This is a genomic window from Butyrivibrio sp. AE3009 (genome assembly GCF_000420845.1).
Classification (GTDB): domain Bacteria; phylum Bacillota; class Clostridia; order Lachnospirales; family Lachnospiraceae; genus Butyrivibrio.
On the sequence record NZ_ATVS01000011.1, the window covers coordinates 49,426 to 64,590 of the forward strand.

Annotated in this window: 12 protein-coding genes and 2 tRNA genes; 2 read left to right on the top strand and 12 right to left on the bottom strand. The window is 44.9% G+C overall.

The window, feature by feature from the left end; translation table 11 throughout:
- Positions 1 to 69 precede the first annotated feature (69 nt).
- From G588_RS21445 to carB, 4 genes are read right to left on the bottom strand one after another with little or no spacing between them, the layout of a single operon-like run.
- Positions 70 to 1,170, bottom strand: a complete 1,101-nt coding sequence (locus G588_RS21445; RefSeq protein WP_022778178.1) for a response regulator transcription factor — start codon at positions 1,168 to 1,170, stop codon at positions 70 to 72.
- Positions 1,145 to 2,953 (bottom strand): sensor histidine kinase, encoded by a 1,809-nt coding sequence (locus G588_RS0107755; protein ID WP_022778179.1) that lies wholly within the window; start codon positions 2,951 to 2,953, stop codon positions 1,145 to 1,147. Before G588_RS0107755 ends, G588_RS21445 begins: the two co-directional genes overlap by 26 nt.
- Positions 2,954 to 2,998: 45 nt before the next feature.
- Positions 2,999 to 3,652: an HAD family hydrolase gene (locus tag G588_RS0107760; RefSeq protein WP_022778180.1), complete on the bottom strand. Its 654-nt coding sequence runs from the start codon at positions 3,650 to 3,652 to the stop codon at positions 2,999 to 3,001.
- A 27-nt stretch (positions 3,653 to 3,679) separates the two neighbouring features.
- Positions 3,680 to 6,925 carry a carbamoyl-phosphate synthase large subunit gene (gene carB, locus G588_RS0107765; protein ID WP_022778181.1) on the bottom strand — a complete coding sequence of 1,082 codons (3,246 nt, stop codon included), beginning with the start codon at positions 6,923 to 6,925 and terminating at the stop codon, positions 3,680 to 3,682.
- A gap of 188 nt (positions 6,926 to 7,113) precedes the next feature.
- On the opposite strand from carB, the gene G588_RS0107770 reads away from it, so the two are divergent.
- Positions 7,114 to 8,439, top strand: a complete 1,326-nt coding sequence (locus G588_RS0107770; protein ID WP_022778182.1) for a CapA family protein — start codon at positions 7,114 to 7,116, stop codon at positions 8,437 to 8,439.
- Positions 8,440 to 8,517: 78 nt separating this feature from the next.
- Here the strand turns inward: G588_RS0107770 and G588_RS0107775 are convergent.
- Positions 8,518 to 8,601 (bottom strand) — tRNA-Leu (locus G588_RS0107775).
- 50 nt (positions 8,602 to 8,651) lie between these two features.
- Positions 8,652 to 8,734 (bottom strand) — tRNA-Leu (locus tag G588_RS0107780).
- 173 nt (positions 8,735 to 8,907) lie between these two features.
- On the opposite strand from G588_RS0107780, the gene G588_RS0107785 reads away from it, so the two are divergent.
- Positions 8,908 to 10,272, top strand: coding sequence for an MATE family efflux transporter (locus G588_RS0107785; RefSeq protein WP_022778183.1), 1,365 nt, complete (start codon positions 8,908 to 8,910; stop codon positions 10,270 to 10,272).
- A 27-nt stretch (positions 10,273 to 10,299) separates the two neighbouring features.
- Here G588_RS0107785 and G588_RS0107790 read toward each other — a convergent pair whose 3' ends face one another.
- The 6 genes from G588_RS0107790 to G588_RS0107815 form a co-directional block, all read right to left on the bottom strand.
- Positions 10,300 to 10,638: a hypothetical protein gene (locus G588_RS0107790; protein ID WP_022778184.1), complete on the bottom strand. Its 339-nt coding sequence runs from the start codon at positions 10,636 to 10,638 to the stop codon at positions 10,300 to 10,302.
- 43 nt (positions 10,639 to 10,681) lie between these two features.
- Entirely contained in the window at positions 10,682 to 11,425 is a 744-nt protein-coding gene (locus tag G588_RS19600) for an arginase family protein (RefSeq protein WP_022778185.1), read from the bottom strand.
- Positions 11,426 to 11,438: 13 nt separating this feature from the next.
- Positions 11,439 to 12,212, bottom strand: a complete 774-nt coding sequence (locus G588_RS0107800) for an adaptor protein MecA (RefSeq protein WP_022778186.1) — start codon at positions 12,210 to 12,212, stop codon at positions 11,439 to 11,441.
- Positions 12,213 to 12,437: 225 nt separating this feature from the next.
- Complete coding sequence (locus G588_RS21450; RefSeq protein WP_022778187.1) at positions 12,438 to 13,145, bottom strand: sortase; 708 nt, start codon at positions 13,143 to 13,145, stop codon at positions 12,438 to 12,440.
- Positions 13,146 to 13,166: 21 nt separating this feature from the next.
- Positions 13,167 to 14,234 (bottom strand): Cna B-type domain-containing protein, encoded by a 1,068-nt coding sequence (locus tag G588_RS21455; RefSeq protein WP_022778188.1) that lies wholly within the window; start codon positions 14,232 to 14,234, stop codon positions 13,167 to 13,169.
- The gene (locus tag G588_RS0107815; RefSeq protein WP_022778189.1) at positions 14,227 to 15,078 is read right to left on the bottom strand and encodes a class C sortase; all 852 of its coding nucleotides are present in this window, start codon (positions 15,076 to 15,078) and stop codon (positions 14,227 to 14,229) included. Before G588_RS0107815 ends, G588_RS21455 begins: the two co-directional genes overlap by 8 nt.
- Positions 15,079 to 15,165: the final 87 nt, after the last annotated feature.

The following is a 15,165-nucleotide window of genomic DNA, read 5'->3' on the forward strand; positions in this document are numbered from 1 at the left end:
ATATTCTTTTCACCCTACAAATTCTAAAGAAAAACAGGACAAATTCTAGTGATTTGTCCTGCCATTTTATTAATCTGTATGACTATTTCCATTCTTCCTGTATTTTGAGGGTGTGCAGCCCTTAATCGCAATAAATTTATTGATAAAATAGTCTGTGTCATGATAGCCCACTTCCTCTGCAATACGGCCTATCTTCTCATCGGACTTAAGCAGCATTGATGCCGCATGATTGATCCTCACAGCATTAAGATATTCCCTGAAGGACATACCGTACTGCTTGCGGAAGAGCTGCCCCAGGTAGGAGCTGTTCACATAATATTTGGCGGCAAAATCCTTGAGAGTAATATTCTGTGCGAAGCTTTTACTAAGCTCCTTTTCTATATCCTTAAGAACTCCCTTGGATACATTGCTGCGAAGGCTCATAAGATAACCGGCATATTCAAGAGCAAACTGCTTGACGTGAAGCATGGTTCCTGTGTGGGTACCATTTGTCAGGATATTGTCCGAGATGTACATCATTACAACCTCCTGATTGATACTCTCATCCAACTCCACCGCAAGATGAAGAAGTCTGAATACAAGATAATTCTTGTTGACGCTTATGGCCTGTTCTGATAAAACAGCGCCTTCGCCTCCAATCTTGGAAAAAAGCACATCGATGTTCCTATTTATCACATCCTTGTCGTTATGTTCGATACCTGAAACAATACCGTCAAGCTCATCCTTAAACAAAACCGTGGAGGATTCTGCATCAGCGGTATTCTCATATCCCGCAAGTTCACTCCCCTGGGTAACACTCTTTTTACTCTTAACCTTATCTATGACTTCTGTAAGACTGTTGGCACTGACGGGCTTAAGCAGATAATCAAGGGCCTCGTACCTGAGAGCCGTCTGAGCATATTGAAAATCATTATAGCCGCTAAGGATCACAAAATAGGCTGAGGAAAGTCCCTCCTCCCGGGCGGTCTGCAAGAGTTCAAGCCCTGTCATTACCGGCATTTTGATGTCCGTTATCACAAGGTCTATGTCTCCCTGCTTAAGATACTCCAGCGCTTCCTCTCCGTTTGAAGCCTTTGCTGCTATCAAACACCCATATTGTTCCCAGTCAATGAGAACCGACATGCCTTCAAGAATAAAAGGCTCATCATCTACCAACATCACTTTTATCATCGTACTTCTTAAGCCTGTCCGCAGGAACCGTAATGGTTATGTAGGTTCCAACGCCTTTCTCACTTTCAAGGCCAAAGCGCGCCGTAAGGTCGGTGCTCATGCGAAGTCTAAGACACGCATTGAGCATACCCACATGGGAGCCCTTCTTGACGTCTTCCAAAGTGCAATTATTCATCTTGTCATTCAGATACATGACTTCTTCATCCAGCATTCCGCTGCCGGTGTCCTCAATCTCCATGACAAGGGATTCTTCGTTCCTGTATACTCTTACATAAATATAGCAGGCGGCGGTTTTGCCTTCCATGCCGTGTATGCAGGCATTCTCAACAAAGGTTACCAGTGTAAGTTTGGGCACAAGGAAGTCTTTGCAATCATCTCTGACACTTATCTCAAACTTGAGTTTTTCTCCAAAACGGTACTTTTGAAGCTCCAGATACGACTTAATGAAGCTGATCTCATCTTCTATGGTGGAGTCATCGGTGGACCAGCTGACATTCTGTCTTATCAGAGTTGCCAACTTCTCTATCATTGAAGCTGTCTCTTTTTCACTCTTGATGACACTCCTCATCCTGATGTTCTCCAGCATGTTAAACAAAAAGTGAGGATTGATCTGGGAGTGAAGGGCCGACAATTCCGCCGTCTGCCTGGCAAGCTCCATCTCCTGTCGTTCAAGTCTGGCGGTATAGTTGGTTCTGATAAGAGTACTCTGCCTTTCAACCATGCGATTGTACCCTCTTATGAGTAGGCCGATCTCATCGTTGCCCGCATTTTCCTCATTGATTCCCTGATTGTTATCTATATCCGCTTCATCAAAGGCTCTGGAAATCCTGTAGAGCCTCATGGCAAAGGATTTGTTCATGAATCTTATCACAACAATAGGCGCCAGGAGATTCAGCATGATCAGCAATATGATAATAACTGCATGATCCTTGAAAATCTTCTTAAAGTTACTCTCATTGCCAGAAACGATGATGCGAAGATTCCTTCCGTATACGTTCCAGGGAACTTCAAGGCCTATGTTAACATCATCCCCCAGAGTTTCATAGTCCATGTTGATACTCTTCTGCAAAGGGCTGGACAAAAGAATCCTGTCCCCCTCGCACAGATATATGGAATATTCGAAGGTCATAGCCTTCATCTTGCGCTGAAGCACGCTGAAATCCAGGTCCACATAAACCATCATGTTTCTGTGATACCATGAGTAGTTATCCAGCATTCTGATTACGGCAACTTTCTTTTTTTGGGAACTGTTGTTGATCTCATCCTTAGGATAGTAAAAAAAGACTACTATAGAGCTCTTCGACGCCTGAAGATCTTCCCAGCTGATGTATTTGATATCCTTGAGGTTGTAGAAGTTACCGCCGTTGACTATCCCTGCATTATCACTGCAGAGAATGATACTGCTAAGAACCGATTCTCTGCCGCCGTCAAGGGGCTTGATTTTCTTCTCGTTGAATCTGAATCTTTTTTCATAAAAATCGTAGTCCGATTCAAAGGTCTGATCCAGAAACTTATAAACATCCTCATCCAGATATATCTTGTTGATGGCTGTGACCGCTTCGTCAAAGGAGCTGTTTACCAGGTATCGCACGGAATCCGCCGCACTTCTCATGCGGTATTCCTCTTCTCTTTGTTCATAGTATTCCAGAAGTCCGAATACAACACTGTCCGTGAGAATAAGCGGTATGAACATACATATCGCGTATACCAGGATCAGCTTGTTCCTTATGCTAAGGTCATTGAGCCATCTGTATAGAATATTACTTATTTTTTTAGACTGCATTTTGCTATCCCCTGACCCTTACCCGACATACATATTTCTAACATTTTAGCAGATAATATCAAGTATCTCCAAGGGATCATTTACAAAATAATTATCTCCCGCGCCTGCATCCAGAAGCTCCTGCTTTGTTCTAAAGCCCCAGAGACAGGAGATGCACTTAAGCCCTGTGTTCACCGCTGTCTGATGATCTATTTCGGAATCTCCAACATAGATACATTCCTCCTTGCTGCTATGAAGCTCCTCCATGGCAAAAAGACACTCATCGGGATAGGGCTTTCTTCTGAGCTTATCCGTTACGCCGATGGCAACTTCAACGAAGTCGTCAAAATAAGCCTTCCTCAGCTCCTCCACAGCAGCCATTGGTTTGTTGGATACTATGGCAAGCTTATAGCCCTTGTTCTTAAGTGCCTGCAAAAGTTCGGGGATATGATGATATGGCCCTGTCTTAATATTGCAGTGGGCCTCGTAATACTCTGAGTATTCAGAGAGAATCCTGTCAAAATCAGGATTCTCCCTTCCGCCCTCAAGAGCTCTCTCGATAAGGACCGCAGAACCGCTTCCAACCATATGCTTGACCCGGTCTATGGAAAAAGAATTAAGGCCATTCCTTTCCATTACATAATTCAGGGAATCTGTAATATCCTCTATGGTATCCAAAAGTGTTCCGTCCATATCGAAAATAATCGTACTGTATTTCAAAATATAACGCCTCTTATTTCTAAAAAATTATCCGTGGTATTCCTGAAGTGAGCGGATATTTCCGCAGCCTTTTTCCCTTACTTCGTGAATACCTTCAGCTGCTGCCTTGGCTGCCGCAACTGTGGTGATGTAAGGTATGCGTGCCTTGATGGCTGCTCTTCGCAGGTATCCGTCATCATGCTCAGCGCCGCGTCCAATAGGAGTGTTGATGATAAGATCAACCTCACCGTTCTTAATTACATCCTCTACGTCAGGTCTTCCGCCCTCGTAGTTCTTCATTATCCTTACAGCAGGTATTCCTGCCTCAACAATATTTTCAAAGGTCTTGCCGGTGGCATAGATCTTGAAATCCTCATCAGCAAAGCTTCTTGCCAGTTCTGCTGCCTCTGGCTTGTCCTCGCTGTTTAAGGAAATAAGTACTGCCCCCTTAGTAGGAAGAGCTGTACCTGTAGCTTCCTCAGCCTTGAAGAAGGCTTCACCGGGAGTCTTGGCAAGTCCCAGAACCTCACCTGTGGAACGCATCTCAGGTCCCAGAACAGGATCAACCTCAGGGAACATATTGAAGGGGAACACCGCCTCTTTTACACCGTAGTACGCTGGCTCAGCATCTTTTTTCTCTGTTAAAAGAGCAGGTACAGGTGATGGTCTTCCTGTGAGGGAAGCAGTAATTATATCGGTTGCGAGAGGAACCATCTTGATGCCGCAGACCTTGGAAACAAGGGGCACGGTACGGGATGCGCGAGGGTTGGCCTCAAGCACATATACTGTATCATCCTCAATGGCATACTGCATATTCATAAGTCCCACAACGTTCATCTCAACGGCGATCTTCTTGGTATAATCCTCGATGATCCTTAAGTGCTTCTCAGAGATGTGCTTGGAAGGAATGATGCAGGCTGAGTCTCCGGAGTGAATTCCCGCAAGCTCAATGTGCTCCATAACAGCGGGAACAAAAGCCTCTTTACCGTCGCTGATGGCATCTGCCTCACACTCAAGTGCGTTGTGAAGGAATCTGTCGATAAGGATAGGTCTGTCGGGAGTAACACCTACTGCGGCCTTCATATAACCCTCCATGCTCTCCTCATCCCTTACTATCTCCATTCCTCTTCCGCCAAGAACGAAGGAAGGACGAACCATAACAGGATAGCCAATCCTAGCAGCAATCTCCTTGGCTCCCTCTACATCAGAAGCCATTCCGGCCTCTGCCATAGGGATTCCCAGTTTCTCCATCATGAGGCGGAACTGATCTCTGTCCTCAGCAAGATCGATAACTTCAGGAGTTGTACCGAGAATGTTGACGCCCTCTTCCTTGAGCTTGGCTGCCAGATTAAGAGGAGTCTGTCCGCCGAACTGGGCGATAACGCCAAGGGGCTTCTCTTTTCTGTAGATCTGAAGAACATCCTCAAGAGTAAGGGGCTCGAAATAGAGCTTGTCTGAGGTGTCGTAGTCTGTAGATACAGTCTCGGGGTTACAGTTAACAATAATTGTCTCAAAGCCCAGCTTCTTAAGAGCAAGGGCTGCATGTACACAGCAGTAATCGAACTCAATACCCTGTCCGATACGGTTGGGACCGCCGCCAAGGATCATTATCTTCTTGTTATCACTACCCTCTGAAAGAGTAAGAGGATTCTCCAATCTCTCTTTTTCCTGATAAGTTGAATAGTAGTAAGCACTTCCGTCGGTGCCGTATACGTGAACGCCATCCCAATTCTCTATAAGGCCTGCAGCCTCTCGTGCCTGTCTTATGTCATCCTCTGATACATCCAGAAGCTTAGCAAGATATTTATCGGAAAAGCCGTCTTTCTTAGCTGCAATCAGGGCATCCCCGGAGGGAACATGGCCCATGCTCTGTCTTGCCAGATCCATCTCCTCCTCCACAAGAGCCTTCATCTCATTTAAGAAGTAGTGCTTAACCTTGGTGATATCGTATAATTCCTCGACGGTGACGCCTTTTTTCATAGCTTCATACATAAGGAAGTAGCGCTCGGAAGAAGCATTTTTGAGCATACGAAGAAGTTCTTCCTTGGGCATCTTCTCGAATTTCTCGATACAGCCAAGGCCGTAGCGGTCCTTCTCAAGGGATCTGATGGCCTTCTGGAAAGCCTCTCTGAAGTTCTTGCCGATACTCATAACTTCGCCGACGGCACGCATCTGAGTTCCAAGCTTGTCCTCTACGCCTCTGAATTTCTCGAAAGCCCAGCGTGCAAACTTAACTACTACATAGTCGCCGTTAGGTACGTATTTATCAAGAGTTCCGAACTTGGAATCCGGAAGTTCAGCCAAAGTAAGTCCTGTGGCAAGTTTGGCGGAAACAAGGGCGATGGGGAAGCCTGTTGCCTTACTTGCAAGGGCAGATGAACGGGAGGTACGTGGATTGATCTCAATAACGATAATTCGACCACTCTTAGGATCATGAGCAAACTGAACATTGGTGCCGCCGATTACGCCGATGTGCTCAACAATCTTGTAGGCCTGACGCTGGAGTTCTTTCTGAAGTTCCTCTTCGATGGTGAGCATAGGCGCTGTACAGAAGGAATCACCTGTATGAACACCTACAGGATCAACGTTTTCGATAAAGCATACGGTTATCATGTTGTTGTCCTTGTCACGAACAACCTCCAGCTCAAGCTCTTCCCAGCCAAGGATAGACTCCTCAACAAGAACCTGATGAATAATGGAAGCCTGGAGACCGCGGGCGCATACTGTCTGAAGTTCTTCCTTGTTGTAAACAAGTCCGCCGCCGGCGCCGCCCATGGTGTAGGCAGGACGAAGTACAACGGGATAACCCAGCTCATCCGCTTCTGCAAGAGCTTCTTCAATGCTGTAGCAAGCCTTGGAACGAGCCATCTCAATACCCAGCATGTCCATTGTCTTCTTAAATTCGGTTCTGTCTTCGCCGCGCTCAATGGCGTCAACCTGAACACCGATTACTTTTACGTTATATTTATCGAGGATACCTGCTTTATATAGCTCAGAACAGAGATTAAGTCCGGACTGTCCGCCAAGATTTGGAAGAAGAGCATCCGGTCTTTCTTTTTCAATAACAGAGGTGACACATTCCACGTTAAGTGGCTCAATATAGGTCTTATCGGCCATCTCCGGATCGGTCATGATGGTGGCCGGATTGGAGTTAACCAAAACGATTTCATATCCGAGACTTCTGAGAGCCTTGCATGCCTGTGTTCCGGAGTAGTCGAACTCGCAGGCCTGGCCGATGACAATGGGTCCCGAGCCAATGATCAATACTTTGTGTATATCAGTTCTTGCTGCCATGATATTCCTCCCTATTTCTTTTTTCATATTCTAATACATTATATTTATACCGCGGCAAAGTGACAAGGAGTAAATTTACTGTTTGTAGGATATAGAAAAATATAGTAATGTACTTGTGTTATACTTATTCGTGAAAAATAAAACTTTAGCAGATTAAAATACATCAAGTTAAATGAATGGAATAAATCATGAAAAGACATGTAAGCTATACAATAGCCATCCTGGCGCTAATTACACTTGTTCTGTACGCAGCTCTGATGGTGTTTTCCATAAAAACCACTTCAGATGAAGATATCCTTACCCTTGGCGCCGATGACGCAGCAGATGAAGCCACGGATTCGGGTTTGGTCTTCGAAACCATTTCTGAGGAGAATCAAAGTAAAGAAGATATTGCTTCTATAGAAGACACTGCATCAGCTGCAGAGGCTTCCTCTGAGGAGATACCCGAGGAGCCGGATAGTGTTTCTGTTGTAATGGTGGGCGATGTACTACTTCATATGCCCATCGAGAAAGCCTGCAGAGACGAAAACGGCAATTACGATTTTAACCCTATCTTTGCAAACGTTAAGGATGAAATAAGCGCAGCCGATCTGGCGATAGTCAATCAGGAGGTTATCCTTGGCGGAGTTGAACTTGGCATATCCGGTTATCCCTGTTTCAATGCTCCTGTTGATATAGGAGATGCGCTGGTAAACGCAGGCTTTGACGTAGTTCTTCACGGCACCAATCATGCTCTCGACAAGGGCAAGCAGGGCCTTATGAACACTATCGAATACTGGAAGAACAATCACCCCGAAATACTGGTTCTGGGAATAAATGAGACCGAAGAAGATAAAGAACGAGTTGATATTGTTGAGAAAAACGGTATCAGGATCGCGATCCTTAATTATACCTACGGAACCAACGGACTTCCGATGCCTCAGAGCATGCCCTTTGCCGTAGATCTCCTGGAAGAGGAAAAGGTAAGGCAGGACCTTGCCTATGCTGAAGAGAATGCTGATTTTACCATCGTTTGCCCCCATTGGGGAACGGAATACAATCTTGAGACCGATAAGAGCCAGCAGAAATGGACGTTAGTTTTCAGAGAAGGAGGCGCAGATCTTATACTGGGAGCTCACCCCCACGTCATCGAACCGGTGGAATTTATCGAGGACGATGTCCCCGGCTACAGCAATAATCACGGCGACGGCGATATGCTGGTATACTACTCTCTCGGTAACTTCGTAAGCTGGACTTCCTCGGAAGGTCCCGGCATCACCAAGAGAATGGTTGGAGGAATGGCCCAGGTCACAATCACCAGAACCGATGAGGGCGAAGCAGTCATCACCGATCACGCCGTTGAAGCTCTGGTAGCCCATCTGTCAAGGCAGTACCACGGAGTCAGTGTTTATCCACTCTCCACCTATACGGATGAAATGGCAGCCACCAATGCCATCGACATACAGGACAACAGCTTCTCCAAGCAGCAGTGCTTTGATATATGCAATACAGTGTGGGGAGACAGTTGGAAGTAAATAAACTAATTAGTTCAAGTCCCTTCTTCCGCACGAATAAAAAGGAACCAGTTCAATGAACTGATTCCTTTTTATTCGTGCGGAAGAAGGGACTTGAACCCTCACGATGTAAGCATCACAAGATCCTTAGTCTTGCTCGTCTGCCAATTCCGACACTTCCGCGTATCAAGTATATATAGTTAACCTAATCCATTGCACCAGGTATAACCTAGTGCAGGAGAAGGGACTTGAACCCTCATGTTGTTGCCAACACATGGACCTGAACCATGCGCGTCTGCCATTCCGCCACTCCTGCAAGCAACTATTGTATAATACCGATTTTTTTGCTCTATGTCAATAGGTTTTGCCAAAGAATTGACTCAAAATTTCAAAAAATGCGCATTTAACTTATATTTAATTATTAAGTTTACGCATTATAGTATAAAATGATATCAGGAGCCACGTACTTTCAGGCAGAGGGCGGATTTCATGAATAATAAAATGACGCAGGGTAAACCCCTTCCAATAATTCTCAAATTTGTTATCCCTATCTTTCTGGGATTTGTTTTCCAACAGTTCTACAATATGGTAGATACCGTCATAGTCGGACGATTCGTAAGCCCCGGCGCCCTTGCTGCAGTAGGTTCTACAGGAACTATCATGTTCCTTGTAATGGGTCTTGCCAACGGAATGACTACAGGCTATACAGTTCTTATAAGCCAGAAGTTTGGAGCCGGTGACAAAGAAGGTACAAGACGAGCCTTTGCCAACGCCATCCTTCTTGGAATTATCAGTACTGCCATCATCACTGTTATTTCCTATCTGATCATGCATCCGCTTCTCAAGCTCATGAATACCCCTGCGGATATCTATGATGACGCCTATGCCTATATCATAACCATATGTCTTGGGAGCTTTGCCCTCATCGGTTATAACCTTATGGCAGCCTCCCTTCGCGCCATCGGTAACAGCAGAACTCCTCTCTATTTCCTGATTTTTGCAGCCCTTTTAAACATCGTTCTTGATCTGGTGTTCATTTTAGGCTTTAAACTTGGCACCTTCGGCGCAGCCCTGGCTACAGACGTATCCCAGGGTATATCCGCCCTTTTGTGCATCATCTATATCATCAAAAAGATCGATGTCCTTAAGCCCAGACGATCCGACTGGCGGCTCAATAAAGATTACAGTTTCAAGCAGCTTAATATCGGCGTCCCTATGGCTCTGCAATTCGGTATCACTGCCTCCGGAACCATGGTAATGCAGTCGTCAATAAATATCTATGGTTCAGTGGCCGTAGGGGGCTTTACAGCCGCCGGCAAAGTAGTTAACCTCATGACCGCCGGAATGCCCTCCCTTGGCCAGACTATGGCTGCCTACGTTGGCCAGAACTACGGCTACGGAGACCTCGACAGAGTTCATCAGGGCACCAAGGATGCCATGAAGATAGCTGTGGTATATTCCATTTTAAATGCAGCCCTGAGTCTCCTTCTCCTTCCCAGAGTCATCAGTCTCTTCTTCGACAGCGGAGTGGACCTCTCTTCATACATGCCCTACGCCTGGACCTACGTAAATGAATGCATTCTCTTCTATATACCCCTCGGAATGATCTTCATATACAGAAATGCAATGCAGGCCTGCGGCTATGGTAAAACAGCGCTTACCCTCGGTATCGTTGAACTCCTGACAAGGCTTGCCACTGCCTTTATCTCCATGAGAATAGGCAGCTATGCTCTTGCAGTTGCAGGTGACGGACTGGCCTGGCTCACTGCGGGAATATTCTCAATTATCTTGTATCTTATAGTACTGAAACACATAAGAAAAAGCTTCGCCGCGGTACGCCGCGACGAAGCCTGAACCTTCTGTATTTATAATATGCCTGCTTTATACCCGGATCTGAGCCAGCTTATCTGCATATACGCTAAGTTTTTTGACTACATCTCCCAGCTTTCTGTAGGACATTGACAGAACCGCTGCTGCAATAGCCATCACTGCAGCGCAGATATAATGTACCCAGGAAGTTGTTCCCAGCGCCGCTGACAAAAAGATACAGGCACACATCAAAAGCCCCATCACTGCAATAAGGCACCTTATCATTTCCTGATGAAGCATGCCTATCTCCATTATAAGTCCTTCTCTTTCGTTTATTATCTCTTCCTCGGATAAAACGTCATAGTCGAGCTTCTCAAAGTGTCTTATGTACTCCCTGAACCTTTTTTCCATATGCCCTCCAAGTGATATATAATGTAGTAATTAATATTATACGCTATATCGCACAGTCCAGCAAAGCCTTATTTAAACTGTCATTTTCAGCGGCAGCCTTTGTAACATCGCACCCCTCCTGGTCCGGTGCGCACTCTCCGCAGATATCCATGGCGATAACATCCTTTTTAGCCAGCATCTCTTTTACAAAGGAAAGAAGCTGCTCCCTTGTCATCTCTCCCTGATCCCAGTTGGTAGTCAGCTCCTTATCCGAGACCACATCCTTATCTATGGATAAAAACACAGGATATCCCGTATCCGGAAGCCTTATTCCCTCTCCAAAGATATCCTTGAGATCATAAAAAGTAACCCTCTGCCGATCCTCTTCTGCCAACTCGGAAATGAGCCCTCTGTCTGCCCCTATGATATGTATGTCCCTTACCCCCGGGTTCTTGTCAAAGACCTCCTTCACCCAGCCTCCGCAGGACAATATATCCCCAAACATAGGTGGCTGCATATCGGGATGATGATCAAGAACCACCAGTGAAAAAGGCTCCCCTATCATCTCCGCCACCAGCGCGGACATATAATGATAATTACCGTTGTCGATAAAGTGGATCCCATAGGGAGATACTCCGTTATCAGCAAATATCTGCCTTATTCTCTGCACCGCACTGTCATCGCACATGCAGTTGGTTCCTGAGATTCCCGTCATATCAAGTACGTTAAAAGAGCCTTTATCACTAAGATAAAAGCTCTCATTGTCATATATTCCCGAAAAATTAAATACCCAGATGTCCTTCTTCATACAGCCTCGCATATTATTTCTTAAGATCAGCCAAATGGATCAATGCATCCTCTTCTATTATGCACTCTGCATGTTCCTCTATAAACAGGGATTCGGGAGAATTAACCGTAAGAAGCTGTGAGTACTCAACTCCGGCTCTTCTCATCTCATAGATTATTCCCTCTTCTCCTGACATAAGACCCGCCAGCAGATAGTATCTTCCTTTGTGCTTGTAAAGAGCGGAATCAACAATCGGAAGCCTCTGAACCACTTTGGCAAAACGCTCAGCCTCGGAAATATCCTCAAACTCCATCATATATCTGGCATATTCGGAGAGAGGCTGATAGGTGGCTGCCGGATGATCAAGTGCAAACTCCTCTTCACCGTTTCTTCCGTAGAACCTGTTTATTGTATCGGTAACATTGGTAATAACCTCATTAAGGGCTACTCCCTTGTCCTTACCGGTCTTTCTCTTGATCTCGTCTACTCTTTCCTGAGTAAGTAACCTAAGGACTGTCTCTGCGGCTCCTCTGATCCTGTCAGCAGCCTTCTGAATGTCCTCATTACTCATCTTCACTGCAAAAATGCGGACACTGCCATCCATCATCATATTCTTGCTCATCATCATGACCTCTGTCTCAGGGTCATAGTCAAGCTGCTGTCCAACCTCTTTATTAAGCTGAGCAAAAAATGATGTGGTGTTCTCCGCTCCGTTAACTACTGCCTCAGGTGTGAGGCCGATCTCATGAAGTTCTGATGCGGCTATACTGCATTCAACTGTTGTTTCATTCATTTTTACTATGATCATGCGCATCATCTCCTCTCCATGGAAATTACCGTTCATCCTTGAATGTAACAATCCTCTAATGCATAAAAATATATGTTTTCTTACAGTAATTATATTACTATTTACCTGCACTTGCATAGTGCAGTGTGGTAAAAAAACACTAATAATACTATAAACTATTAGTATAAAAAAAGGTTTTCACTGCATCTTAAATCAGTGAAAACCCTTATCATATCCTAAATATTCTTATTTTCTTATGTGCTTGCTCTCTTCCGCAGCCTTGATAACATCAGGTGTATCGCCGGTGGCACTGACCTGTCCCGTTGCCTCACATCTGACTGTAATGCGGTTGGAACCTCCTACTGTACAAGTGAAAAGTGTAAGATCCCAGTCACCTGATTCCATCTCTTCAACATCATAAGCACCAAGTGTCTCAATGTTGACAACCTCGTAGTAGAAGCTCTTACCATTCATGTCAGTAACAACAACGCTGTCTCCGGTGGTGAGTTCCTCAAGCCTGCCGAAATGCTCAATGTAGTTATGGCCTGCAACAATGAGATTGTTCTCATAAGCAGAGCCCTCATATCTGCAAACAGAAACCTTGGCGTTGTCGGATGCCCATTCACTCTGAATAGGAAGAAGAAGACCAAGCTCAGGAATCTGAACCGTTCCGATGAAACTCCTGCCCTCTACGTCCACCACCGGCATATCGCCGTGGTCTTCTGAGGCAAGTACCACATCCGGAACCTGCTCAATAACTTCACTTAAAAGGTGGTCCGAAGCCTCTCCGGCAGATGCGTTCTCATCAAGATTATTCTTAACGATGAATGCCGCAGTGCCAAGAAATACAATTCCCAATAAAATATAAAAATAACCAGATAGCTTTTTCATTTGTCTGATGCGCCTTTCAAAAATGAACTGCATCATACCCTGCAGCTTAATATTCATCCCCATAAACTGCAGCTCCCTTAAACATTATGCCTTACTGTTCTTCCTGATCCCCTTAAATATGAAGAACACTCCAAAGAGAACAAGTATAGGAAGTGGCCACCACAGCTGTCCTGTCTGTGGAAGTCTTCTCGCACCTAGAACCTCAGGCAGATCCCTTATTGCTCCCAAAACCGAAGGAAGGTCAGGAGTCACAGGTTCTGAGGGATCCTCGGGAGGATTTCCCGGAGGAGTCTCAGGTGGATTGTATGTATTGGTAAATACAAAGGTATATTTGTTCTCATCCTTGGACTTGGAAAGTGAAGCGGTGTAGTTATTACCTGTTGAAGTCTCAACCAGCTTCCACTCATGTCCCGGCTCATACGTCCAGGAGTATTTCCAGTTGTTGGAAGAATTAAGCTTAACTGTTTTGTAAACACTGGAGTCACAATAGATCTTAACTGTGATCTCACTTGGTCTGTTTGATTCATATCCTGAATCAGACCAACGCTTGTACACAACGAATTCCTCGTCGATAATTCTCTCTACGCTCTCCTTTTTGGGAGCTACCTCAACATCATAAACCCATTCCATGACCTCTGATTCCTTACCTCTTTCAAGAAGCGGTACAGGATATACAAAGGAAGCAAATGAGTGAACGAACTTCTTATCTACCAGGTTATCACTTATAACCAGATATACACCAAGATCAAGGTCTTCGTAATAGGTCTTGCCCTGCTTGTCGGAAACACCTTCTTTGTAGGGCTTAACATTGGTAGCCTTAACATATTCCTTAACGCCGTCAACGCAGGACTTCCATGCATCGAAGTCATACCCGTTGTTGAAGAAACTTGAATCCGAGAAGCAACCGCTGAACTCATCAAGAACCGTGTACTTACCTGAAGCGTCCACAGATGCCACGCGATATATTCTGGACTTTACGCCTTCAAGCGGCTCGTCATCAGCAGAATGGTGAATCACGGTCATACTGCCCTTCTTAGAAAGGTCAATATCAGCAGCAGATACGCTCCTTCCCGGTAAAAGGGTAAGGACCATAACAGCAGCTACTGCCACAGACACTATTTTACTAAAAATGTCTTTTCCTAACTTAATCATGTTTCTTCCTCTTTGTACGACGTTTGGATGTCGCAAACAAATAAAATAAAAATGCGATAAGTATCAGCGGGGCTCCGAGGAACGGTGCCACAACAAGATTTCCGTATCTTGTTGCATCCGCAGGAACTATCAGCTTTGTTTCTTCGTTATAATCAACACGCTTTGCTCTTACAAGGAGCCTGTGAGTATTCACACCATAGGGTGTGCAGGTCACAAGCGTGACATAGTCTTCTCCTGAGACAATTGCCAGATCATTGGTCTCCTCCGGGAGAACAATGTTAATCTTATCAATCTGATATGCAAAAGTCTGATCTAGTATATGTAATAAAAATGTATCACCTACGATCATCTGATCCAGGTCTGAAAAAAGCTTGGAGGATGGAAGTCCTCTGTGCCCTGACAGTACTGTATGAGTACCGGTGTCTCCTGTGGGAAATGAGGTTCCCTCAAGATGTCCTATACCTACCTGAAGAACAGACTCATCTGTTCCATGGTATATCGGAAGGTTAACTCCGATGTTTTCGATCTCTATGTATCCGATTATTCCGCTTCCGGTTGGATTCATCACACTGTTGTAACGCTCCAGTTCTTCATCGGAAAATGTAAAACTAAAAGGCCTTGTAGCCAGTTCTTCGTTATACTTTCGGGCTTCTTCCCAATACCTGCTGTAATCCTCTTGGGAGATTTCGTCAAGTACCTCCTGATAGTTGGAAATAACCCTACTCTGATGCTTTGAATTAATGTAATTACTTACCGACGGGTATAAAAAAATTGCAAGTCCAACGAAAAAAATCAAACTGAATACTATATTGGGAATAATCCTTTTTAAGTTCTTCTTATCCATCAATCATCTTATCCCGTGAAATATGAACAATTACCTATTTTTGAACCAATTCCTGCATTTCTAAAGAAGTTTGTCTTGGAAGCTCCC